At 43.5% G+C, this 24,844-nt stretch carries 22 protein-coding genes and 1 riboswitch; of the genes, 16 read left to right on the top strand and 6 right to left on the bottom strand.

What is annotated here, in order from left to right:
- The first annotated feature begins 382 nt into the window (after window positions 1-382).
- The gene (locus MSG35_RS01215) at window positions 383-2,557 is read left to right on the top strand and encodes a hypothetical protein (protein WP_248382536.1); all 2,175 of its coding nucleotides are present in this window, start codon (window positions 383-385) and stop codon (window positions 2,555-2,557) included.
- Between the two features lie 181 nt (window positions 2,558-2,738).
- Window positions 2,739-4,460 (top strand): hypothetical protein, encoded by a 1,722-nt coding sequence (locus MSG35_RS01210; RefSeq protein ID WP_248382535.1) that lies wholly within the window; start codon window positions 2,739-2,741, stop codon window positions 4,458-4,460.
- Between the two features lie 458 nt (window positions 4,461-4,918).
- Here MSG35_RS01210 and MSG35_RS01205 read toward each other — a convergent pair whose 3' ends face one another.
- Entirely contained in the window at window positions 4,919-5,398 is a 480-nt protein-coding gene (locus MSG35_RS01205; protein WP_017094086.1) for a porin, read from the bottom strand.
- A gap of 490 nt (window positions 5,399-5,888) precedes the next feature.
- On the opposite strand from MSG35_RS01205, the gene MSG35_RS01200 reads away from it, so the two are divergent.
- Window positions 5,889-7,448, top strand: a complete 1,560-nt coding sequence (locus tag MSG35_RS01200) for a winged helix-turn-helix domain-containing protein (RefSeq protein ID WP_248382533.1) — start codon at window positions 5,889-5,891, stop codon at window positions 7,446-7,448.
- A 131-nt stretch (window positions 7,449-7,579) separates the two neighbouring features.
- Here the strand turns inward: MSG35_RS01200 and MSG35_RS01195 are convergent, their stop codons facing one another.
- Window positions 7,580-8,128, bottom strand: a complete 549-nt coding sequence (locus tag MSG35_RS01195) for a mechanosensitive ion channel family protein (RefSeq protein ID WP_017092057.1) — start codon at window positions 8,126-8,128, stop codon at window positions 7,580-7,582.
- A gap of 363 nt (window positions 8,129-8,491) precedes the next feature.
- Here MSG35_RS01195 and MSG35_RS24005 point away from each other — a divergent pair, with 363 nt between their 5' ends.
- Window positions 8,492-8,623, top strand: a complete 132-nt coding sequence (locus MSG35_RS24005; RefSeq protein WP_256798065.1) for a hypothetical protein — start codon at window positions 8,492-8,494, stop codon at window positions 8,621-8,623.
- Between the two features lie 173 nt (window positions 8,624-8,796).
- Here the strand turns inward: MSG35_RS24005 and MSG35_RS01190 are convergent, their stop codons facing one another.
- Window positions 8,797-9,471 (bottom strand): glutathione binding-like protein, encoded by a 675-nt coding sequence (locus MSG35_RS01190; RefSeq protein ID WP_248382532.1) that lies wholly within the window; start codon window positions 9,469-9,471, stop codon window positions 8,797-8,799.
- A gap of 498 nt (window positions 9,472-9,969) precedes the next feature.
- Between MSG35_RS01190 and MSG35_RS01185 the strand changes: the two genes are divergently transcribed.
- The 11 genes from MSG35_RS01185 (at window position 9,970) to thiM (ending at window position 20,068) form a co-directional block, all read left to right on the top strand.
- Window positions 9,970-11,067, top strand: a complete 1,098-nt coding sequence (locus MSG35_RS01185; RefSeq protein WP_248382531.1) for a YdcF family protein — start codon at window positions 9,970-9,972, stop codon at window positions 11,065-11,067.
- Window positions 11,068-11,196: 129 nt separating this feature from the next.
- Entirely contained in the window at window positions 11,197-11,448 is a 252-nt protein-coding gene (locus tag MSG35_RS01180) for a DUF2999 family protein (RefSeq protein WP_004731647.1), read from the top strand.
- Window positions 11,449-11,870: 422 nt separating this feature from the next.
- Window positions 11,871-12,899: a DUF4382 domain-containing protein gene (locus tag MSG35_RS01175; protein ID WP_248382530.1), complete on the top strand. Its 1,029-nt coding sequence runs from the start codon at window positions 11,871-11,873 to the stop codon at window positions 12,897-12,899.
- Window positions 12,900-13,072: 173 nt separating this feature from the next.
- Complete coding sequence (locus tag MSG35_RS01170; RefSeq protein WP_048606104.1) at window positions 13,073-13,801, top strand: AraC family transcriptional regulator; 729 nt, start codon at window positions 13,073-13,075, stop codon at window positions 13,799-13,801.
- Between the two features lie 85 nt (window positions 13,802-13,886).
- Window positions 13,887-14,804, top strand: coding sequence for an EamA family transporter (locus MSG35_RS01165; protein WP_048606106.1), 918 nt, complete (start codon window positions 13,887-13,889; stop codon window positions 14,802-14,804).
- A gap of 98 nt (window positions 14,805-14,902) precedes the next feature.
- A riboswitch (TPP riboswitch) is annotated at window positions 14,903-15,014 on the top strand.
- Between the two features lie 97 nt (window positions 15,015-15,111).
- Entirely contained in the window at window positions 15,112-16,005 is an 894-nt protein-coding gene (thiD, locus tag MSG35_RS01160; protein WP_248382529.1) for a bifunctional hydroxymethylpyrimidine kinase/phosphomethylpyrimidine kinase, read from the top strand.
- Entirely contained in the window at window positions 15,995-16,753 is a 759-nt protein-coding gene (locus MSG35_RS01155; protein ID WP_248382528.1) for an ABC transporter ATP-binding protein, read from the top strand. Before thiD ends, MSG35_RS01155 begins: the two co-directional genes overlap by 11 nt.
- A complete protein-coding gene (locus tag MSG35_RS01150) occupies window positions 16,746-17,561 on the top strand; it encodes an ABC transporter permease (RefSeq protein WP_248382527.1) in 816 nt (271 codons plus the stop codon). Before MSG35_RS01155 ends, MSG35_RS01150 begins: the two co-directional genes overlap by 8 nt.
- Before the next feature lie 46 nt (window positions 17,562-17,607).
- Window positions 17,608-18,564 carry an ABC transporter substrate-binding protein gene (locus tag MSG35_RS01145; RefSeq protein WP_017068449.1) on the top strand — a complete coding sequence of 319 codons (957 nt, stop codon included), beginning with the start codon at window positions 17,608-17,610 and terminating at the stop codon, window positions 18,562-18,564.
- Window positions 18,565-18,572: 8 nt separating this feature from the next.
- Window positions 18,573-19,253: a thiaminase II gene (gene tenA / locus MSG35_RS01140; protein ID WP_004731635.1), complete on the top strand. Its 681-nt coding sequence runs from the start codon at window positions 18,573-18,575 to the stop codon at window positions 19,251-19,253.
- 29 nt (window positions 19,254-19,282) lie between these two features.
- Entirely contained in the window at window positions 19,283-20,068 is a 786-nt protein-coding gene (thiM, locus tag MSG35_RS01135; RefSeq protein ID WP_248382526.1) for a hydroxyethylthiazole kinase, read from the top strand.
- A gap of 137 nt (window positions 20,069-20,205) precedes the next feature.
- Here thiM and MSG35_RS01130 read toward each other — a convergent pair whose 3' ends face one another.
- Complete coding sequence (locus tag MSG35_RS01130; RefSeq protein ID WP_248382524.1) at window positions 20,206-22,149, bottom strand: methyl-accepting chemotaxis protein; 1,944 nt, start codon at window positions 22,147-22,149, stop codon at window positions 20,206-20,208.
- 261 nt (window positions 22,150-22,410) lie between these two features.
- On the opposite strand from MSG35_RS01130, the gene thiE reads away from it, so the two are divergent.
- A complete protein-coding gene (thiE, locus tag MSG35_RS01125; RefSeq protein WP_248382522.1) occupies window positions 22,411-23,028 on the top strand; it encodes a thiamine phosphate synthase in 618 nt (205 codons plus the stop codon).
- A 130-nt stretch (window positions 23,029-23,158) separates the two neighbouring features.
- On the opposite strand, the gene MSG35_RS01120 is transcribed toward thiE, so the two are convergent.
- Together MSG35_RS01120 and MSG35_RS01115 are read right to left on the bottom strand one after the other, a co-directional pair.
- Window positions 23,159-23,503 carry a hypothetical protein gene (locus tag MSG35_RS01120; protein WP_017064409.1) on the bottom strand — a complete coding sequence of 115 codons (345 nt, stop codon included), beginning with the start codon at window positions 23,501-23,503 and terminating at the stop codon, window positions 23,159-23,161.
- 418 nt (window positions 23,504-23,921) lie between these two features.
- Window positions 23,922-24,824: a LysR family transcriptional regulator gene (locus MSG35_RS01115; RefSeq protein ID WP_048606118.1), complete on the bottom strand. Its 903-nt coding sequence runs from the start codon at window positions 24,822-24,824 to the stop codon at window positions 23,922-23,924.
- Window positions 24,825-24,844 lie beyond the last annotated feature (20 nt).

The raw sequence follows: 24,844 nt of genomic DNA, 5'->3' as shown, positions 1-24,844 counted from the left end.
GAACCATTTTGATTTTACATGGATGATATCAAGTATCGGTGTTCCGATGGGAAGTCGAACCTATCGAGTACGTGATGCAAAAAACACGTGTATCACTTGTTTCAATGTTAGACGTTCAAACAACACATTATTGCCCCATTCCTGTTCCGACTGATTCAACAACCACTCTACCAAAGTAACGATTGACTCAATTTTCTTCATCTAACTATGTAGCCAAATTTATTACCCAACTACAAGCACCATATTGCTTTGGGGAGATAATTTCCCTTGCTTTTGTTGTGGTTATAAAGAGCAATACATGGCAGTATGCGACATGTCTCATATTTGCAGACACCACAATAAATGTTCAGTAGTAACTTAACTGATAAATTGAGGAACATTCATGAAACTTCAGCTTGATTTGGCTAACTGTTATGGCATCAACCAACTATCTAAAGAGTTAGACTTTACAAAGTCAGCTACTAACGATGGAATTAATTCTCTATACGCTCCAAACGGGACGTTAAAAACTTCGCTAGCTAAGACCTTTAAGGATGTGGAAGAAAACAAGGACACAAAGGATCTTATCTTTCCAAGTCGTACAACGGTAAGAAATATCAAAATTGATGGTGCCGATATAGCGTCAACCCAAGTGATGGTGATTGATTCTTATAATGAAAGCTATAGCTCTCAACAACTTTCAACTTTATTGGTTAACGAAGAGTTGAAACAACAATATGACACGGCTCTAAAGGAAGTTGATGGCAAACGTTCAACTCTAATAAACGGGATTGCTAAAAAGTCAGGGAAGCGAGATGTTCCGAGTTTATTCAATGAAGCTTTTGGGATTCCTCAAAAAGAACTTTTAGGGTTACTTGTAACACTTTCTGAGCAGACAAACCCTGATTATACCCAATATGGAAAATATAAGTACGATACTTTGTTTAATCCAAAAGCTCTTCAGCTCATTGCCTCAGAAGGCTTAAGTAAAGACCTTGCAGACTATGTTGATACTTATGACAAGTTGATTGAAAAATCTACAGTTTTATCCAAAAATTTTAATCACCAAAAGGCTGATGTCGTTTCAAAAAGCTTAACAGATAACGGCTTCTTCAATGCTTCGCACAGTGTCAATATTTCAGTCGATGGTTCTAAGCAAGAGGTTTCTTCAAAAAAGGAGCTAAATGAGTTACTACAATCCGAGCAAGATAAAGTACTACAAAATCCCGAATTAAAAGAAAAGTTTAACCGTGTTGATAACAAGTTGAAAAACAAAGAAACTCAAGCTTTTCGAGACCTAATTTCAGAACATCAAGACTTGCTAGGTGAATTTACTGATGTTTATGAGTTTAAAAGAAAAGTTCTCATAGGGTATTTACAATCTAATCAAGCGTCTTGGGATGAGTTAGTTGCGACATATAAGTCCAATCAGGAGTTGGTGGCGAACATTGTCCATCAAGCACAACAACAGAAAACAACTTGGGAAACCGTCGTTGATACTTTCAATAAACGCTTCAAGGTTCCATTTAAACTTAGTATAGAAAATCAGGATGAAGTGATTCTAAATAACGCAGCTCCAGCTATAAAGTTCGAATTTGATGATGGACGAGGTGAGTCAGAGGTCGTTAGTCAGTCAAGTTTGGTAGATGCTTTGAGTCAAGGCGAAAAGCGTGCACTTTATATCCTTAACGTACTTTTTGAAATTGAAGTGAAACGAAACAGTATTCAGCCACGCTTGGTTGTGATAGATGATATTGCCGATTCTTTTGACTACAAGAACAAATATGCCATCGTTGAGTATCTTCGTGATATTGCAAAGGTGGCTCATTTCAGCTTGCTATTACTTACTCACAACTTCGATTTTCATCGAATTGTGAGTAGTCGACTCGGTGCGAAACGTCAGAATCGTCATATGGCAATAAAGTCATCAACGGAACTTGTTCTAAAGCCAGAAAAATATCAAAAAGATGTATTTAGTACTTGGAAGCAAAGTTTAGCTACAAATGAAGCTTACCTGTTAGCTAGTATCCCATTTGCTCGAAATCTTGCAGAGTATTGTGGTCATGAGGATCATTACAGTAGTTTGACATCTCTTTTGCACCTAAAAGTAGATACCAAAGACATCAAAGTTAGCGATATGCAAGCGATGTATCGTGAGATCTTTGTAGATCAGCCTGCACTAGAACTGCCAGACAGTGAGTCGTTGGTGTTTGATAAGATAATAGAGCATAGTGATGCGCTTGTAGCTGATCCTCAAGAATCACCCGAGCTTGAATATAAAGTTATTTTGGCTATGGCTATCAGGTTACAAGCTGAGCACTTTATGATCACCAGAATAGCCGATCCAGCTTTTGTTGAGGGGATTAGTTCAAACCAAACTCGTGCACTTTACGACAAATTCATTGAGCTACACCAAGCTGAGCAAGACACCATTAGTTTGCTGGATCAAGTTAACTTGATGACTCCAGAGAACATTCATTTGAACTCATTCATGTATGAACCAATCTTGGATATGTCCGCTCATAGCTTGTATCAGCTGTATTCTGACATACAAGAGTTAGTAAATAATCAAGAGTAAGGAAAGTAGAATTGTTTACCAAGATGCGATCAATTGACTTTCTTAATGGGTGCTGCTTTAGCACCCATTAAACATTGTTGTTCCAACTGCTTGAATATTGAGAACGAGCTAAGACTACAAAGATCTTGACATACTCGCAATGATTGATACTGTGTTTATATACATATATATTCAGTGTGGTATGAATTTGTTTATAGATACTCCTCGAAACTTAAGAGCTGTGGTTCGAAGCTTACTTGAGAATCCGTTCGACTTTTCGTTATATGATTCCCTATCGAAACTGGATTCTGGAAATTTCCTAGAGAAACGTAGTGATAAAGAGCAACTACTAGATATCGCTAATTTTTACGACCAAATTAAAGTAAACCTCTCCTCTCAACTACCTTTGCTTATTTATGAACTTGAAAATAAATATAAGTTCAAAGTAACTGACTTGAGTCATGCCCGCGAATTAGTTAGATACAACTTGGATACTAAAAGATGTGGTGATTATGGTTTCGACCCAGAACAGGCGATGGAAACTAACGTAGTTTCTAGGCAACTTGATCGACTCTATGATTACTTCTCCCTGACCAGATCTGGCAAGGAACCTCCATTGACAGGAGGTTCTCTATGTCGAGTACTAAAATTTTTCATATTTAATGAGTTGCTAGCGTTGACGCTAGCAGGGAAATTAAATGTGTCCAAACTCGAAAAAACATATGTATTTCAAGTTCGAGATCTAGAGCAACGTCAAATTATAGATAGGCATTTATTCGCCAAATCAATGGCTGCTGAGTCCTCAAAGGCTGATATGTATTTAGTCCGTCTTATATCTGAGTTGAACCTTAAGCTTAATAAAAAACATATCGACTTAGTGGGAGAGTTAATACTTAACAAAGAACTCTTTATAAAAAAACAACATCTAACCCAAAAATCATATGAAATCAAGTCGACAAATTTCATTGTTAACACTGCTAATCTAATAGGCGCGTTGCTTTTAGCAAAAGTAAAGCAAACCAACATAAAATTAAATAGATACGAACTTAGTATGATTGGATTGGACTATGACTTTGTAAAAGGCTTTGTCTTAGAGCATAAATCTAGACTAATTACAGAGCAGTTTATCGTCTGTAATGACAATGCAATCGAGCTGTCTGTAGAGTCATGGGCTTCAAACTTGCCAGCGCTTCTTAAAGATAAGGTTGAAGAGTTAGGTGAGCTTGACAAGGTTCGAGAGCATCTAGGAGGCAAATTTTTTGAAGTGGGCTACATATTCAACGAGCTAAATGAAAGCCCTGAATATTCAGATCGATTTATAGTAAAGAAAGGGTTTGATAGAGATCAAATCGTCGGGAGCTATAAAAATAAGGCCGATGTAGACATTGTTTTATATGATACGAACATTAAGCATTATTATTTCCTACAAGTTAAATACTCTATAGAAGGAAATACACCATACTTCAGCGGAGCAGTCAAAAGACTACAGCGGGACTTATCTAAAGGCATTGAGCAGTTAAGTGAAGCTAAGCGATTGCTAGAGAGTGGTAGATTAGGTGAAACAGTTAAAAATTTAGGTTTCAAAGATACGCCTTCACTCAACAACTCAAGCTTTATAGTTCTTCATAATTTACCCGATTATGATTATCAGGCCACTAACTATGGTATTGCCTTATATGACTGGAACTCTTTTCGCAACTTGATACTTGATTTTAGAATATTATCTCCTCGCGAAGAAGGGCTGTTCGAGTATAGAGGCAATTACATCGCGAAGTTGGATGACCCTGATGCCGTAATTGGCAAGTTCTTTAGTCATCATCCTGTATTCAAGGGACAAAAGGACAATGTTCTGTTAGCAAAAACATCCAAACTAAATTTTGAGCTTGAGAATTACAATATTGTTGCAATCGGCATTGGGGTATAACCGGCACGGCAAGACTATGAAGCCCCTTGCCTGAAAGGACTTGAGAAAGATAAATACCACCGTTTAACTGCTTCTCTGCTGTCAGTAGTAGGTTAGTGCTATATGTTGGACGACTACAAAGCTCTCCCTGCCTGCTCTCTGCGTATTCGGCATGTGGTGGTTGACTGATTTCGGCCTACCGATTAGATGCTTTGCTATACCTTATGTAATCCGTTACGTGCTAATTGAGTAGGACCCGAAAACAGTTCTGTCCAGAAATATGTTTGAGATCCTCTGTAATTTCGGGCAGTTAAGCCTCAAGTCTCCTCTACGTCTCATAATTCGAAGGAAACAGTGCTCGTTTAGCCTCTTCATCACGTCCAGTTTTAAATTCAACGCAAAAAGCCTCTGATGGTATGTCAGAGGTTTGATGGTGTTCGTTGTGTAGGGAAGGCTAGGGAGCCTTAATACTTACCCTATTAGAAACGGAATTCAGCGCTTAGTGCGTAGCTGTTGTCTACGATTTTTGCTTCGTACATTGTGTATTCCAGCGCAACACGAACAGGACCTAGAGTCACACCTGTACCCACACCGTAGTAAATGTCGTCTGTATCACCTAGGTTACTTTGGAAGTGACCGATACCTAGACGACCGTATACGTCAAAAATCGTAATAGGTAGTGTTAGTTTTGTACTTGCTAACCATGCATCTGAATAAATGTGCTCGAAGTCTTTGTGTGTATCAACAAAATCCGCGTATCCAGCTTCAACCGATAGTAGGTCATTAATCTGGTAGCCTAAGTAAAGGCTGTAGCCGCTATTTTCATCACTGAAATCTGTATTGTCGCTTTCAGCTTGGTACTCAGAATATAGGTAGCTAGCACCAATATATGGGTCAGCGCTTGCTTGAGTTACGAAGAAGATAGCAGCGATAGGAAGAATAAATTTGTTCAGTTTCATGGTTTAAAGCTCTTAATATAAAGGTTAACTAATGTTCCCTAGTCCGTCAGCGGGTGATGTGTCTACATCAATTCTTATGTCCTTATTGCAAGTGACTACAGGGAACGTTATGCCTTTCTCTCGTTTGCATGTCGCCCCTCACTTGCGGTGTGGAGCTATCATGCAGATTTTGTGATTCGCTGACATAACGTAAAGCTCACCAGTTCATAAAGTTTCATAACTTCAATGTCAAGAAAATATAAAGTTAATTATTACAGTTAGTTAGGCTCTATTTTTGTTGAGAGAATTTTAGGGGCGCTCGTATTAATTTTTGCTTGCTCTGAGTTTTGACAATAACCGCCGTGAATTTTATGGAAATGCTTCTGAATGATGTCGGCTGAAACGAAAATTGTGAAAAATCACACACAACAGGTCGAAATTATCAGCAAAATCATTGGATTGAAGCTATGTTTAGACGATAAGAAGAGCCATAAAGAGTGAGTGAGCGTGAATGCTTGAGAAAAACATCAGTTTTATCGTCGATGAGTGGCAGTTTATGCCTAACGAAGGGCAGATTCAGTTTGCTGATTCGTGTATTACGATTGATAACCGCCTCACTAAATTGCTTGAGTTTTTATGCTTGAACCCGGGGTTGACTCATACGCGTGATGAGTTAATTGAAGAGGTTTGGAGTGGTAGTGTATTAACCGATCAAGTTGTCACTCAAGCGGTATTTGAACTACGAAAAGTTCTGAAAACACACAGTAAAAGGACAAGCAGTTATATTGTTACCGTTCCAAAGCGTGGTTACCGATTTGATGGTGAAGTGAGGGTTGAGAAAGTAGAGCTCCAAAAACCTGATTTCCAAAAACCAGCTTCCCAAAAACCTGCTCTCCAAAAAACTGAGCAGCTTGATGTTAATGAGCGCCAATCAACGCCTGAAGCCAAAGAGCTTGTCAAAAGAGAAGATCGGGAAGAGGGCTATGTAAATCCATCAGAAAATTCTCCGAGAAGTAGAAAGCTGCATTACATACTGGCGTTTTTGGCGGTTGTCATTGTTTTACAATCATCATATATGTGGTTTTCTCAGAACAAACAAAGCCCTTCGCAAGCAGGCTCAACTCACTCATTAAGTCATTATGAATTTCGTTATGTTGTATTGAATGTAACGGAAGAGGTTAAGGCGCAGCCAGAGCTCTATGGAATCGTAATTAAACTGATTGAACATATTGGTTTTTATAGCAATATCAGAGTGGTTAAGTCTGATGAGCATAAGAAGTTGGCCGCGATTGAGTTTAATATCTCAACGGCAAAAAGCAGTGACGGCAAGAAAACACGTTTATTGGTGAAGTATGTTAACCGAGCGTCGGGAGGCGTGCATTTAAACCGCCGTTATTCCACCAACTTTGCTCGTTTCCATGAGACGTTTCCAGCGATGATCGACGATCTATTGCGTGCTATGTATATCGATGTGCCTGAAGAAGAGTTACAGCGCAATATTTCTGTGTTCCCACAGGATAAAGAATCGGTCAAGGCGTTGATGTCTGCGACCGGGGTTTCTTATAGCACAGTGGATTTTGATATGGCGCTTAAGCATTTTCGAGAGGCCAGAGCGCTGGCTCCAGATAACGCTTATGCTATTTCAGTGAGTTACATAAGTGAAGTGCTGGCGGTTTTCTCTAAAGATGAGGAAAATATTCAACCTAGAATCAAGGCGTTGAATGAGCAATATTCCTCGTCTTTGTCTGCCATTCTTAAGCGAGGAAATAATCCTCGTGTTTGTGAAGCGAACGCAATATTAGCGCTGTCTCAAAGTGAGCCTGATAAGGCGTTAAAGATCTTGTTGTCGATTCCTTACAATCAACATACCCCTCTGACTTATCTGTTAATGGCTAAAGCAGAAGAGGCGCGTGGCCATATCACGGGCGCCAAAGAGTTGTATTTACAAGCGACACAAAATACCTCTTCACCGATTGCATTGACGCTAGCCGGTCCGTTGTTCTTTGACAGTAATTTAGACAAACTGATTGAACAACTTCAGGGCGTCAAACTCGATGTTGACGGTAAATAGTCAAAGTTAAAAGCAGATAAAAGCGGTAGCACTAGAATGAGCAGTCGCACTGGAAATAGCAGTTGCACTAGAAACAGCAACTGAAACCTAACTAATGCGTTTCGCTTCTCTATTACATGATAAGGCCTCGGTTACCGAGGCCTTTCTGTACGTGGAGAGTTCTTCTTTAATACCTTAGTTACGCTTTTCTGCAACAGCAGAGAATTTGGGTAAGCAATTAAGTTGCCGCTTGGGTGTTTGATTAGAGTATGAAACATCTTAATCTCAAGGATCTTTCCTTCGATATCATCACCATCTGCAACAATTATTGAATCGCCAATTCGGTAAGGGAATACGAAGAAGATCAGAAAGCTCGCGGTGATATTACTCAGAATTGACCATTGGGCGATGAAGGCGACACCAAAAACCGTCACCAAGGACGAGATGAAAATGGTGAAGTTCCCATAGCCAATTCCACTGACGATGATATAGGTCGCAAACAACAGTATGAACGAGAAAATGTTGAAGCAGCGAATGATGAACATTGTGCGTGTCGTCGCGACAGACTTTACCTGTGCAAGGTTGATAACGGTCGTCGAAATAAAGCGCTTGAGAAGCCAATAGGCAAGAATAAATACAAGGGCAAGCAGCAAATCATATTGCTTTAGTGTATTAAAAATGTGGACTAGAAAGTTCGGCATAACGACCTCTATTGTGATGAGCCGTTATTGTGCATAGTTGTTTGAATGTGCGCATCATCAAACGATTATCGTTTTATAATATGAGAAATGAATAGAAGTCCTTTTTGATTTCAACAAACCTGGTCGTTATGGGGCCGAGTGACAAGCTATTGATAAATATTACTTTATATTTTGTTTATATTTTTATAACTGATATGTAAGCCTTCTGTGATGTCTGATGTCATTCAATTTGTAGAATAAGCGCTCCTTTGTTCTTCATCGAGTTAGTCATGACAATCATAGTTATAAAATTAGTGTTTATTTATATCCATAAAAGGCGAAAAACCAAGCAGTCAAAGCCGTTAGAAATGAGGTTCTTTTAAGATGCTGACCTTACTCATTACTCAATTCGTAATTTTCTGGACAGTGGTTGGTCGTATTCGCGCAACGTCTGTTTCTACACGTTTGAAATCGAGAGTCGGTACTGCTTCTAAAGGCTTTAAAGGAAATAGATAAGGATTGCTTTATAACAGGCGAGCTTTATAACGGATGAACTTAATAGAACGAGCTTAACTCACCAATCAAGCTCTGTTTTGACAATACGGCTCAGTGCGTAACTGAGCTTCGTATTCATGTTCTGAACGCTTAATTGGTGAGTGTCGGTAATAGAGTTCTTGTTACTGTTACTGCTATTCAGCGAAGTTAGATGGGAATAACGCTCTAAGTGCCTCTTCATCACGTTCGGTTTTAAATTCAACGCCTTTGCCGATTTCGCGAGCACGCAGTGCGGCAGGGCGGGCGTTGATTGCATCGAACCAGCGCTTTAAGTTCGGGTAAGGTGCTAGGCCTTCTTCACCAAGCACGAAAGGTGCTTTATCAACCCAACCCCATGCCGCGACATCGACAATGGTGTACTCATTTCCGACGAAAAACTCACGACCTTCCATATGTTTCTCTAACACCTCGTAGTGACGTTGTGCTTCGCGTAGATAACGGTTTACCGCGTAATCTAAGCCTGCTGGCGCAGCATGACGGAAGTGTACCGATTGGCCAGAGTATGGACCAAGGCCGCTCGCGATAAACATCATCCAAGAGAGCAGTTCGGCTCTATCTTCTGGCTGACCAGCTAGCTTGCCTGTTTTCTCAGATAGGTACAGCAGGATAGCGTTAGAGTCGAATACACGTTGTCCTTCGTCTTCAATCGCAGGCGTTTTGCCATTTGGATTGATTAAACGATATTCCGGTGAATGCTGCTCACCCTTTAAGGTATCGACAGGAACAAGTTCAAAATCTAGGCCTGTCTCTTCCAAAAACAGAGCGATCTTCATTGGGTTTGGTGTTTGGTGAAAATAGAACTTAAGCATGGGGTAACTCCTTGTATTGGTCATTTATTAAAGCACCACTTGAACGATCGTTCAATGATTGATTTTGAATTATTTGAAAATATGTCGATTCGCATTTCGCGGCCATATGTTTAGAGCTTCGTTATCTGTGGGTAGGATCAACATCGAACAATTCGGTGTGTTGGATTTTAAGTTGTTGAAAAAATGAGCTTAAAGTTGTTGTTTGGGCGTGTTGTTTTCTGCGGAGTTTGGATTTGTGATGGGTGGTTTTCGGTGGAATAGGGCGTATGAAATCCGCAGTTAGATATTCCAAAATGATCGGTGAATTCCCCTTTAAACCAAAATTATCTGGATACACAGGCTTATTGGTAAGTTCAAAATCGTGATCTGTTGCCACACCTTATGCAACAAATGAATATTAACCTCGGAGATTCTGGTGTGGTTCACAGTTTTTTAATCTTAGGGACTTACATTGGTGAGCAAATCTGATGTGAACACTTAACGACACAGGATCTTTCCATGAAAAAGAACATTATCGCCCTCGCTCTTGGTGGCATGCTCGCTTTTGGCGCAACACCTTATTCTTTTGCTGCTAACGATGGCGCAGTACAGGCTTCAGCGGATTACGCGCAGTTGGTGACTAAGCGACAAGTTGTCGACCAATTACTTCTTGATGCGTTGCAGGCGTTTAAGTCTCCGGCAAGAATTTCTCACGCGGGCTTCACGGCTAAAATGCCAAGCAACATGGAAATTGTGACTAACCGATTGTTAGAGGCGTACCAGCTAGAACCTTACCGTACTGACCTGTTGATTTCGGCTGCCAATGCTCAGATCTACAACAAGAATGCAGAGCGCGCTATTGAGCTATTTGAGCAAGCATTGACGGTTGCGCCAGACGATGTTGACCTTCACGCTTACCTCGCGGTTTGGCAAAGATTTGAAGGTAATGAAAATGAATCCAACAAGCATATGGAGAAACTGGAAAGCCTGAACAAAGGTAAAGCAGAAGACATCAAACGTATTTTTGCTACGGTTGACCGCGTGTTGGAAACACCGTTGAAAGAGTCGGCGGACAAAGGGTTATTGGATGAACATGGCGCCATTGTGACTTTGGGCTACGCGCTTAACCCTGATGGTTCTATGCATCAAATCTTGATTGAACGCCTTGAAACCACATTAGCAATGTCGAAAGCGAACCCTGATGCAATGATCGTGTTAACGGGTGGCGTGCCTAAGAACCACAAGACAGAAGGTAAGTTGATGGCAGATTGGCTTATCGAAAAAGGGGTAAGCAAAGATCGCATCATTGAAGAGAATTACGCGACCAGCACGGTAGGCAATGCCTTATTCAGTAGCTATGCGCTTGCTCGTCATGATATTAAGCACGCGACCATTATTAGCTCGGCAAGCCATGTTCGTCGTGGTCAAACTCTGTTTGAAATTGCGAGCTGGCAAACTGGCCCTCAGGGCATTACCTTCGATACGGTTTCTTACCCAGACAAGCCGCTAGAAGATCTTAAGAAAGCGAGCAGTGGTGAGCTATTAGGTATCTACCGTGATGCTTTAAGAACTTATGGCATGTGGAGCTACCGTTCTTACCCACTGGAATCTCGTTAAGCCAAGCATTGTTTGCGTTTGGGAAAAGTGCGGTTCGCGTTAAACCAAAGCGTCACTTGTTAGTACAATCGAGCACAGCTAGATGATATGCTGTGCTCCTATTTAATTTAGTGTTTCAAAGGCAAAAAAATGAATCCGATTTTAGCAATGTTGAAAGAGAACAATATTAGCGACGAGCAGATCAGTGAGCTATTCAAAACGCTGACAGAGAACCCTCTTGCAGCAATGGCGACAATCAGCCAACTTGGTTTACCACAAGATAAGCTTCAAATGCTGATGGGTCAGGTGATGCAAAACCCTGCGCTAATCAAAGAAGCAGTTGAAGAGCTTGGCCTAGATTTTTCTAAGGTTGAAGCGGCTAAAGAGCAACTTCAAAAATAAGTGAATTTGAATGAGCTAATATCGAATTAGCGTTATCCACATTCAATAAAAAGGTCGTTTAAGTTCAGCAATAGGCTGTCTTAACGGCCTTTTTTGATCTTGGGGGCGATTTTTGACTTTGATTTGAGTGCTTTCAATCATCCTCTCCGACCCTATACATACCGACCATTCCAACACAATTGACAGCAACCTTGCCAAATATGTGCGACTACTGACAATTTACTTACTAGACTTAATTAACCTATGTGCGACCTGAGATGTGCACCTTGATGAACAGAGTTTTTGGATGAAGACAGCCCTAAATAATAGGGCTAGCCGATTTGGGCCATAAACGCGGTTTGTCTATGAGTCACATTAAGGAAAAGAATAAGAGGGCAACAAACTAAGCCCTTTATCGAGCAGTGATTTATAGGAAATTAGTTATGAAGTATTTAAAGGAAACCGCTTTAGCGAGCCTTGTGCTGGCTGGGCTTGTTGGTTGTGGCGGTGATTCAGGTTCATCAAGCAGCACGACACCCATTACTTTGAGCGTGAGTGATGCGCCCATTGATGATGTTAAAGACGTAACTGTGACATTCAGTAAGGTCGCTTTACTTCCTCAAGGGGGAGGTTCGCCACTGATTTATGATGTGTATAAAACGGACGAAAACGGCGATTACGTTGATGAAAATGGCGATCCATTGCCAGATGGTGAGGATCCGATTCCATTAAGTGTGAATTTGCTGGATTACCAAGGCAGCGATGCGCTTCCTTTGATTGAAAATGAGGTCATTCCGGTAGGCAGCTATAAGTTGTGTGTGTTTGCCAATGATGGCGATCACCCAACAGATCCATCTTACGTGATAGAAAACGATGATACGCCCCGTGAGTTAACGGTGAAAGGTAATGGGGCGTGCCCGCAAGGTGTGGGTAAAGAAGATAACGCTGGCGTGCTTTACTTTAATGATTTATTTAATGTGAACCAACAGAGTAACGATTTTGTTGTCGAGTTCGATCTTCGACGCGGCCTAAAGAACAGTTCAACATATCCTGATTACACTATTCAAAGAACGTCTGTAAGCCTTATCAATACGGTTGAGACCGGAAATATTGAAGGTACTGTTGCGAAGCAAACCTTTGATGCTTGTAGGCTTACAACCGATAATACATTTGTTCAGGCGGTCTACTTGTATGAAGGCAACATCGACAAAGATGACATGACACCGATTGGTGGTAGTGAGGAAGTAAAACCAGTCACTTCAACTTCCGTTGTGCTTGGTGAAGACCAAACTAATTTTGAATTCTCACTGGGCTTTATTGATCCAGGTACTTACTCATTGGGTTATACCTGTACCGCACAGCATGACAGTGATGAAGATAATGCAGCGCCACTAGCCGCTGGGTTCGCAATATACGAAGCTCAAAATGGCGTGCAAGTAACGGTTGGTCAAGACAGCCAAGTGTCATTCTAACGTTTATGTGAATGACGCTTTTTAATCAAAACGGCCTCTTGTTTGGAGGCCGTTTTTGATCATGTCGCCTAGCTAGCATGAATTTGATGCGCATTGAGTGTGACTCTAGGGAAGTGATAATGTAACTTTGTATCTCTTACTTTAACCTAGCGAAATGTACTCCGGCGTTGATTATGAAATCTAGCTTAAGCATTCGATCTTACACCAAGCAATTTAATACTCATGCTCATGATGACCATCATCAATTGGTATTGCCGATCCAAGGCAGTATCAATATCGAGATGGTGGGGTATGTCGGTAAGGTGGCCGTGGGAGAATGTGTGGTGATTCCGGTAACCACAGCGCATGCGTTTAAGGCGGATGAAGCCGCGCGGTTTATTGTCGCGGATATGGCGGAGTTGCCGCAGCACTTGTTAGAACATGAGCTCTCGGTTTTCACGATAACACCACCTTTGATGAGCTTCTTGTTGTTTGTTGAGAAGCAGCTGGAGTATCAGGTCGATAGTGGTATTGAGTCATCAATCTTGGATGTGTTTTCACTGCTGTTAGATCAACAACAAGTGAGCAAGAGCATCGACCCTCGAATCCGTGCGGTACAGAGGTTGATTGCGGATAACTACACCCAGCCGTTATCCATTTCACAACTTGCTGAAACGGCCTGTTTGAGCCCTACCCAATTCAAAAAACGCTTCAAAGAGTGCCTGGGGATCAGTGCGCTTAAATACATCACTCGATATCGTATGGAGAAAGCCCAAGCCTTGTTAACCCACACCGATTTACCGGTTCAGTTGATTGCCGAAAATGTGGGGTATAGTGATGTATCTGCTTTCAGTCGTCGCTTCTCTCAGCACTTTGGAATGTCTCCAAGGGCGTTTCTAGGCTCAATGAAAGACAGTCTTTAGAAACAACAATAGCGTCCTTTCAGCAAACTAACTTTTATCAATTTTCACTATTATCTATTTCAGAACTGAAAATTGGGTAATAGAAATGAATCTTGCCATCAATCGCATTAACGAATTCCAAACGGGCACTTTAGCCATCTTGTTTGCTTCTATTTTATGGGGCACGACAGGCACTGCCGCAAGTTTTGCTCCCGATCTAAGTCCATTGGCGATTGGCGCTTTCTCTATGGGCGTTGGCGGCCTAATGCAAGCGGGCTTAGCGTATCGAAAAATCCTATTCGCTTTCGACAAACTTTGGCAGAACAAGAGGCTGTTGGCAGTGAGCGCTTTGGCTTTGGCGGTCTATCCTTTAGCTTTCTATTCTTCAATGAAATTATCTGGCGTGGCGATTGGTACCGTGGTTTCGATTGCTACAGCACCTTTCTTTTCTGCATTGTTAGAGTGTCTGATTAGCAAAAAGAATAATATCAACCGACGTTGGCTCACTAGCTTTGCAATTGGTGTGGTGGGTATTGGGATGTTGGTGTTTTCAGAATCTTCATCGGTGAGCGAATCCGGTGATGATCTCAAGCTATTGGGTATTGCTTTAGGTCTGCTCGCGGGGTTGTGTTACGCCATTTATTCTTGGGCGACAAAAGCACTGATAGATAAAGGGATTAAGTCGCAAGCGGCGATGGGCAGTATTTTTGGCCTCGGCGCGATACTGTTGCTGCCAACACTCTGGTTTACGGGTGATAACCTGTTTTCCTCGCAGACCAACGTATTAGTGATCAGTTATCTGACCTTAATCCCACAATGCTTGGGCTATGTCGCCTTCAGTTTTGGTTTACGCCATGTCACCGCGAGCAGTGCCAATCTGCTGACTCTGTTTGAACCAGTAGTTGCAGCGGTGCTTGCCGTCTGCGTTGTCGGTGAGCTGATTCCTTTTACAGGCTGGCTAGGTATGTCTCTGATTGTGCTGTGCTTGTTTATACAGTCGAAGCCAGCTAAAGGAACGTTATAAGTGTTTGTTTTGTAGTGCCTAATTGAAATTTATTCATGCGTAATTCTTATAATTGAATAAAATCAGTATCTCAGTTGTGAGAGTGCTGTTACTATCGCTATCAATAGTCGGGGGGCATATACCTTATTTGGTGTTTGCTGAGATCGTTAGTCGAGACCCGTTGAACCTGATTCAGTTAACACTGGCGTAGGGAACTATAAGCACTCGATCTACGTCTGCACTCATGAAGACTGTTCATGAATCTATTGCGACTTCTCGTTCGATCAGTGTTCGTTCTCCTACGTCTTGTAAGATAGTAGGAGCGACAATGACACACAGTTCTATTTCAAAAGATTTAACGCCAAAAGCCTCAGCTTCACAGCACTCTGCTGATGGTTCGATTCGCACGAACACTCCGATTGTATTGACGATCGCCGGCTCAGACAGCGGCGGCGGAGCAGGTATCCAAGCGGATATTAAAGCTATGTCTGCGACAGGTAGTTTCGCTTGTTCGGTAATTACCGCGATCACATCTCAGAACACGCAAGGCGTTTCCGCCATTTTTCCTATTCCACTCGACCATGTCGCTAGCCAGTTAGATGCGGTTTTCACTGATCTCAATATCGTAGCTGTGAAAGTCGGCATGTTGGCCGATTCGCAAATCATCAAAGTCGTTGCGGACAAAATTAAGCAGTACCAACCTAAGCATCTAGTGATTGACCCTGTGATGGTCGCGACAAGTGGTGACCTTCTTCTAGAAAACTCGGCTATCACGACGCTAAAGCAAGAGTTGATTCCGCTGGCAGACATCATTACTCCTAATTTACCTGAAGGCGCAGCATTAACAGGCAAGCCAGTACCTGAAAGCGAAGCTGAAATGCAGGGCATGATTGAAGACCTGCGTGCTTTGGGTGCTAAAGCCGTTCTCTTGAAAGGTGGCCACTTAGAGAAGGATGAGAACAGTAACGACCTACTGATTCTGCAGACTACCTCTGCCTTGATTAGCGCTAAGCGTTTCCCGACTAAAAACACGCACGGTACGGGTTGTACGCTTTCTTCTGCTATTGCTTCTTTCTTAGCGCAAGGCAACACGCTGTCAGAGGCTGTCGACCTAGGCAAACAATACATTTCTCGCGCGATTGCTCACGCTGATGAGTTACAAGTCGGTCAAGGTCATGGCCCTGTAAATCACTTCTTCGCTGGACACGGTAATGTCCGTTAATACGGTTGGTGTTCAGCTCAGCAATGCCTCCTTACGTTATAACGACAGTGAGCACGCGACCTTGTCTGGGTTGTCGCTTAGCCTAAACGCGGGTAAGTGGACGGTATTGCTGGGTCGAAGTGGCTGCGGAAAAACCACGGTATTGCGTTATCTGGCTGGCTTGTTGGACGAGAAGGTGGAGTGGCAGGGCACATTGGCAACGTCCGATGAATTGCCTTTAACGGATCGAATCGCTTACATGGCGCAGCAGGATTTGTTATTGCCGTGGCTATCGGTCATCGACAATGTTTGCCTGAGTCATCGTTTTCAAAATCCAGCTTCTGATAAAGCAGTGCAAACTAATCAAGCACTCGAGTTGTTAGCTGCGGTTGGTTTGGCTGATTATGCGAATGCGATGCCGGATCAGTTGTCTGGAGGCATGCGTCAACGTGTCGCTTTGGCTCGAACTTTAATGCAAGACAAGCCAGTTGTGCTGATGGATGAACCCTTCTCTGCGCTGGATGCAGTAACAAGACACAAGCTGCAAAGTTTAGCGTGTGAATTGTTAAGAGATAAAACCGTTGTGTTGATTACTCATGATCCACAAGAAGCGGTGCGTTTGGCGGACAATTTGTATGTGTTGCAAGGCACACCTGCGAATGCTCAATCTTTATCCGTGCCTCTCACGTCAACACCACGAGTGTTGGATGGAGAATGCGCTGAGTTACAACAAGCGATCTTAGATCAGTTGGAGCGTGATTATGAATGATCTAACGCGAAGCGAAGCTGTGGCTCGTTCAACTAACGCACAGGCTACCACTACACGCCCTCGTCAGATGAATCCAGTTGTTCGTTTGCTTATCAGCAGTGCTGTGATTCTCGGTTTATGGCAGTTAGTTGTGGTTGTCTTCGAGATGCCGAGCTTCATTCTGCCAGCGCCAGCAGAAGTCTTTTTAAAGCTGATTGAACGTTACGATGTGTTACTCAAACACACTTGGGTGACTGCGCAAGAGATCTTACTTGGCTTGTTACTCGGATTGTCTATGGGGCTATTTTTCGCCCTGCAGATGTTGATGTTTGATCCGCTAAAGCGTTGGCTATTGCCTATCTTAATTGCCAGCCAAGCGATCCCCGTGTTTGCTATCGCGCCAGTATTGATGCTGTGGCTTGGTTACGGCATTGCCTCAAAAGTGGTGATGGCGGCGATCATTATCTTCTTCCCTGTGACCACATGTTGCTACGACGGCCTACGTAATACACCGACAGGCTATCTCGATCTTGCCAAGACGATGGGTGCATCGAAGTGGCAATTGCTACGCCATATCCAACTGCCTGCCGCATTGCCAACCTTAGCGTCTGGCATTCGTGTGGCGGTGGTGATTGCCCCAATTGGCGCGGTCGTCGGGGAGTGGGTGGGTTCGAGTGAAGGGCTGGGTTACCTAATGCTGCAGGCCAACGCGCGCATGATCATTGATGAGATGTTTGCTGCCTTGTTCATCTTGGCGGTGCTGTCTATCTCGCTCTACTTCGTTACAGATAAATTACTCAAAAAAGCTATCCCTTGGGAAAACCAATGATGGCTTCGCTCAACATAAGAATAATATTCAAAAGGAAAGGTTAACCGTGAAAAATACAAAATTGATAGGTGCAGTGGCACTGCTTGCTTCGCTAGTTTCAGGTCATGCTTTAGCGGACTCTGAACAAAAGAAACTGACACTGATGTTGGATTGGTTTGTGAACCCGAACCATGGCCCGATTGTGATCGCTCAAGAGCGTGGCTACTTTGCTGACCAAGGCTTAGATATTGAAATTCAAGAACCTGCAGACCCAAGCACGCCAGCAAAATTGGTCGCGGCAGGTAAGGTCGATTTAGCGGTAACTTACCAACCAAGTTTAACCATGGATGTGGCGGCAGGCCTTCCTTTAGTTCGTGCATCAACCCTTATCGCGACGCCACTGAACACACTAATGGTACTGGATAACGGCAAGAACGATTCGTTAGCGGATCTGAAAGGCAAGAAGATCGGTATTGCGATCGCAGGAAACGAAGAAGCGACTATCGGCACTATGTTAGCGCAAGAAAACGTTGCGTTTACAGATGTGCAAACCATCAATGTCGGTTGGGCACTTTCATCTTCATTGGCATCAGGCAAGGTAGATGCAATCTGGGGCGGCTTACGTAACTTTGAAACTAACCAATTAGCCCTTGAAGGCTTTAAAGCAAAAGCGTTCTTCCCAGAAGAGCACGGTGTGCCAGCTTACGATGAGCTTATCTTTGTGGCGAATGCAAAGCAGCACGACGATGAAGCGATCAAAGCGTTCAATAAAGCATTGGAACAAGCAACGACTTACATCGTGAACCACCCACAAGAGTCATGGAGCGAGTTTGTTGCGTATTCACCAGATACGTTGAACAACGAGCTTAACCAACGCGCATGGAACGACACACTGACTCGTTTTGCACTTCGTCCTTCTGCTGTAGACCTAAAGCGTTACGACGATTATGCACAGTTCATGTTCGACAAAGGCATCATCAAATCACTACCAAAAGCCGCTGACTACGTACCGACTTTTGACTAAGGAATCTCATGAAATACCAAGACTTAATCCAAGCCTGTCAACAAGATTGGCAAGACTACACAGAGCATGATTTTGTTAAAACGTTGGCAAACGGCACACTCGCTCAGCCTTGTTTTCTGCATTATTTGAAACAAGATTTTCTGTTCTTAAAACAGTATGCCCGCGCTTATGCATTAGCGATTTACAAGGCAAAAACACTGGCTGATATGCGTCGTGCACTGCCAAGTGTTCATGCTCTGCTAGATTCTGAAATCTCTCACCACGTGACTTACTGTGGTCAGTGGGGTTTAACTGAATCTGACCTAGAAAACGAACCGGAAGATTTCGGTACAGTTGCTTACACGCGCTACGTTCTAGATGCGGGTATGACGGGTGATCTTGTCGACTTATATGCGGCACTGGCTCCGTGTTCCATTGGTTACGCTGTGATTGGTAAAGCACTTTTAGAAAGCAGCGATACCGTATTAGAAGGCAACCCATACGCAAGTTGGCTGCAACTGTATGGCAGTGAAGAGTTCCAGTCTGGCGTAGCAACGGGCGCGGAATACTTCAACCAGCTGCTTGCTGAAATTGATATCAACAGCGAGCGCGGCCAAAACATCGTTCATATCTTCAAAACCGCAACGCGTATGGAAGTGGCTTTTTGGCAGCAAGGGCTGAACGCTCTTAATGATTCAACAGCGGCTTAAAAGCGACTTTCACGAATAAGGATTTACCCATGCTAACTGAACAAATCATCCAATCGCTGCGCGCAGTACGAGAGCAAAAACCACTGGTTGTGAACATCACCAACTACGTCGTGATGAACAATACGGCCAATGCGTTATTGGCGATTGGCGCTTCGCCTATCATGGCACACTCGCAGCAAGAACTGGCTGAGATGATGTCTTTCTCTGGCGCGCTTGTGATTAACATTGGCACGTTAGACAGTGTTTGGACGCCGAGAATGCGCTTCGCGGTTGAACAAGCCAACGCGAACAACAGGGTTGTGGTTCTTGATCCAGTAGGTTGTGGCGCAAGCACGCTGCGTACCGAGACTTCTCGAGAAATCGCACGCTTAGCGGATAAGCTAATCATTCGTGGCAACGCGTCTGAGATTATCGCGTTAGCGGGTGAGCAAGCACAGAGCAAAGGCGTTGATGCACTAGATAGCAGTGATGCTGCATTAGGCGCAGCGCAATGCTTAGTGGCTGAATATGGCGCAAATGTGGTGATTTCTGGTGAGACGGATTACGTTGTCACGAAAGACTGTGTTGTGACGTTAAATAACGGGCACCCAATGATGCCGTATGTGACGGGCATGGGTTGTACCTTAACTACTTTGGCGGGCGCGTTTGCTGCTGTCGGTGATGAAAGTGGTTTGGCTGCTGCAGCGGTGTTGGGTGTGGTTGGCGAAATCGCGGCTGAGAACTCTGGTGGCCCAGGTAGCTTGCAAATGAACTTGCTTGATGAGTTGTATCAACTAGATGAAGAGACACTGATTCAGCGTCTGAAGATTCAGTAGGCTTAATCTAGCTCTAAGCCATCAGTTAGAAGCCTAACTTAAAACGCTTTAGTTAAAGAAAAGCCCCCGACACTTATGTGTAGGGGGCTTTTGTTTGTGACTCAGAACTGTATCAGCTTTGTGAAAGGCTGGTTTCGTTAGGTTCTAAATCGATTCACTTGGCTTTCTAGATGGTGAGCAACCTCGGTTAAGTTGCTTGCTGCACCAGAAATACTGCTGACCGATTCTTGGTTGCTTTGCGCGATGGTATTGGCACCTTGCGCATTTTCACCCAGTGACTTGGTTAAGCAATCCTGCTCATCGACGGATATCGCGATTTGGCTATTGGCCTGATTCAAATCTTGGATATGTTGGTTAATAACATGCAAGTTCTGAGAAGCTTGTTGCGCCTGAGTCGAAGCATCAGAAACCGTGCTGTGACTCTCTTTGATCGATTCGAGTGCGTCTTTAGCGCCACGTTGTAACGAGGTGATGAGTTCGTCAATCTGGCTCGCAGAATCTTGAGTACGCTTAGCTAGCGTTCTCACTTCATCGGCTACGACAGCAAATCCACGACCTTGTTCACCCGCACGAGCGGCTTCAATCGCCGCATTTAATGCCAGTAGATTGGTTTGCTCAGATACACCTTTAATTACTTCGAGAATGGCACCAATGTTCATCGACTCTTTGTGTAGGTCAGTCACTTTCTGGCTGCTGACCTGCATGCTTTCATCGGCGCTGCCAATCTCATGCAGAGTTTTGTCTACTTCTTTGAGTCCCATCGCCACATTCTCGGTGGCTTGGTTAGCAACTTGAGATGCGTGGTTAGCACTTGCCGCAATTTCTGATGTGCTGGAAGCCAATTGATCAACGGCAGAAGAGATGTTGATCATCTCACTGTTCAACTGTGTTGCGTTGGTCGAGCTGTTGTTAGTCACTTGATTAAGAGATTCGGACATCTCACCAATGCGCACACTAGAGCGGTTTACTTGGCCAACAATATCGCGCAGAGACTCAATGGTGATCTCCATATTAGTCAGCAGTTCGCCAATCTCATTTTTGCTCTCAATGTTCACTTCCACATTTAAGTTACCTTGAGAAAGCTCGTTGGTGATCTGTTTAACTTGTGCGATGCCTTTAGTAATAGAGCGAGTCACCAACACGGCGCTCGTCATGCCAATAACTAAAGCCACACCCGTCAGCAATATGATGATTTGAATTGAACGCTTTTCACTGGCTTGCAGTACAGGCGTGAGCGCTTGTTTCTGTTGCTCGAGAATACTTTGAGCATCCGCGACCGCAATCGCTAAGCTGTCACCAATAGAGGCAAGGCTAGCGGTTCTTTGCGTGTTCTCAATCATTTGTTGATGAACTTGCTCAAAGCCTTTTGCATACGCTTCGCGTTGGTTCGAGAAGTCTTCAATCAGCTCACTTTGATAAGGCGATGATTTAAGAGATTCAATGTCGCCTTCAATACCTGGTAGCGCGTATTCAAAGATATCTTTACCCGCCTCATAGGTTTTGAGGTCGTTGCTGTTTGAGTAACTCAGCACAGTGATCTTGGCTGCGAGGAAATTCTCCATCAACATGCCCGCGTATAAGCTCGCGTTTGGATCGTTGTTATTGTAAGACTCATACAACAAGCTCTGAGCCGCTTTCAGTGCGTTGGTTTCTCGTTTGACCATCTCAACGTTGACCAGTTGGTCAATGAGGATCTCACTCTGTTTCATTGACCCATAAGCCACATCAAACGCCGCCACGCTGTCTTGCACTAATTGCAGGCTAGCTAGGCTATCGGTTTTGGTGGTGGACTGGATTAAGTTGTTGAGCAGTTCATCAATCGCAAGTTTGCTTGATTGATAATTCGTTTCGTACTGTTCATCCAATGACTCTAAGTAACGTTCAGAAGCTAAACGCATCTGAAGAAAGTGCACTTGAATGTTGCTTGATAATGTCGCTTTTTGGCTGAGTTCGCTGTATTGGCTAAAGCCGTTCGACAAGGTTTGGATACCTTTGTAACTCACAAAGCCTGAAATGACGAAAAAGAGCAAGCAGATGGCATAACCTAGCTTGATCTTGAGCGCTATAGAAAGGTGGCGCATAACTATCCCTATATTTACCTGATTCCTTCACTGTGGAGTATTTCATAAAACAGCGTTCTGGACAGGCTTAAGTGAATAGTTTGTGTAATAAGTAACGCTTTCGTTAAAAATTCCAGGATTTTCGGTATGTTTTCAACGAGTTGCATATTCAATGGTGCGCGCTTAATTGAGCTAATTTAGTATTAACTTCCATGCACATGATGCGATTTGTCGGTAAAATGGTACAACGCCAATTTTAGACATCGACTCCAAAGGTACGATATGAACCCTTATAAGCTCTATTTAGTAACGGATGACCAGCAAGATATAGAAACGCTTAAGGTCGTGGTTGAACAAGCGGTTGCGGGTGGCGTCACTATGGTTCAAGTAAGAGAGAAACATGGGGACGTAAGGGCCTTCATTGAACGAGCACAAGCCGTAAAGTCGATTTTGGTTGGCTCAGGTGTTCCGCTGATCATCAATGACCGAGTGGACGTTGCATTGGCTGTCGACGCCAATGGTTTGCACTTAGGGCAATCGGATATGCCTGCAGAGTTAGCCCGTCAGTTGATTGGCCCAGACAAGATTCTTGGTCTGTCGATCGAAACTGAGCAACAGCTTCAAGAAGCCGATAGTTTGCCGATCGATTACATTGGGCTCAGTGCGCTTTTTGCCACACCGACTAAGACGAATCTAAAGAAATATTGGGGTTATGAAGGCATTCAAATGGCTTTGGGAACAACGAAGTTGCCGATTGTGGGTATCGGTGGAATCAACGAGTCGAACATTCCGCAGTTGGTTAAGACTGGTATTCATGGATTAGCCTTGGTATCAGCGATATGTCACGCTGAAAGCCCAAAACAAGCGACGCAGGATTTGCTATCTCTGATGGGAGAGTGAAGGGGGGAGTAGAACTAGAAAACAAATGAGGTTGGTCATCTGTTTTCTAGTGGAAGCACAAGCACAGAGTTGTGCTACATGTGTTTATCGATGGAGCATTTAAGGAGCTCTATCTAACACATCGTTTGGTCTATTGAATGCACAGAGCAACCGTGCCGATGACCATAAGAACGATCGCAGCGTACCAACCGTATTGTGCAGTTTTATCAGCAACAAACACCTTAATGTAGTTGATCTCTTCATGCGCCATTGCGATGAAGTCCGTGTAGTTAATCGACAACTCACGGCTAGCCTCTTTCAGGTCTTGTTGAAGCTTGTTGAAAGACTCATCTATGAAGCCCTTTGTTTCCGAAGCAGACGGAGTAGCAGTTAACGCTAGGCTATTCCAAACCGCCATACGCGATTCATATTCGCTTTCACTGACACAATTAAGTACGCGTAAATCATACTCTCGTTTGTTACGCTCTTTACCCATTTTCTCAGGGCAAATATTTCTTAAAACGTTCACGACAAATTTTCCAAAAGGTTCATTTAGATATAAAAAAGCACTCAAAGAGCGCTCATAAACTGGGTGCGAATCAATATTCAAAAAGTGATCTATTTGAAACCGATGTAAGCGACTGCAAGGCTGAGCGCTTATCTGGGAGATTTGAAGTTGGATCAGTGGTGTTAAAGAGCGATTTGGGTCTGTCTATATTCGTTTGAAAAGACAAACCCGTTGGGATCGCATAGTAGTTATGTCACTTTGGGACATCAACTAGGGTGTTTTATCCACACGACAAAGAAAATTATCGGCACTAAAAGCGGAAATGAGGTAGTGCTGGAGAAAACACCACCGTCATTGACTTAGGATTCAGTTGCTGAAATAGGCTGAACTCAAGAATTGGGGGAGGCTAGTTGGCTTGCCATTGATTGTTTTCTAATGAGTGGCCTTTTAGTTTTTCAAGTAAACTTGTTAACACTGGGCCATTGATATGGCTGCGAGACACTAAGCAACCTACTGGAGTAATCCAACCACCATGCTCGTGTGAGACAGGTAACGCCACAAGTTCGCCTTTTTGAATGCCTTCCATCACCATCATTTCAGGCACATTTGCCCAGCCAACGTTCTGTTCAACGAGATCGATGATCGTTTTGTGATTGTTGGCATACCAAAGCATTGAACTAATACCGTAGGTGAACCACAGTTCGCGCTGCTTTGAACTGCGATGCACACATTGGCGGTAACGCTTTAGATCTGAGTCTTGTACTACCGACATTTGGCTGAGTTCGTGAGTGGCGGAGCTAACCGTAAGAAATCGGGCTTGGCCCAGTAAGAAGAAGTCCATATCCACTTTAAGTTCACCATCCGCATAGATGATGCCAATCTGCGCTTTGCCGCGTCTTACGAGGTCTTCCACATCGAAGGTTGAGGCCGTAATAATATCGAAGTGCGTGATTGGGAACTGATCGGCCAGTGAGCTGATTATCTTAATGAAATTCTTATCTATGATGCTTTCATCAACCGCAATGATCAGTTCGTGCTCATCTTCTTGTGTGAGCGATTCTACTTTTTGGTCGAAGTACTTTTGTTGGTCGAGAATCGACTTAGCGACAGGTAATAACGCTTTACCTGTGTTGGTCAAAACGGGGATGTTTTTCTCTCGGTTAAACAGCTCTTGGTCGATGGCTATTTCGAGATTCGCGATCGACTGGCTGACTCCAGACTGAGCGCGTTTCAGTTTGCGAGCGGCGGCAGAGAAAGAGCCACTTTCACACACAGTGACGAAGACTTTTAATTGCTCAAAACTGTACATGTTATCTCTCGCTCAATACC

This window comes from Vibrio sp. 1CM23M (assembly GCF_023161755.1).
Lineage (GTDB): Bacteria > Pseudomonadota > Gammaproteobacteria > Enterobacterales > Vibrionaceae > Vibrio > Vibrio coralliirubri.
The sequence above is the reverse complement of the archived record's forward strand: the minus strand, read 5'-3'. Positions and strand labels throughout refer to the sequence as shown.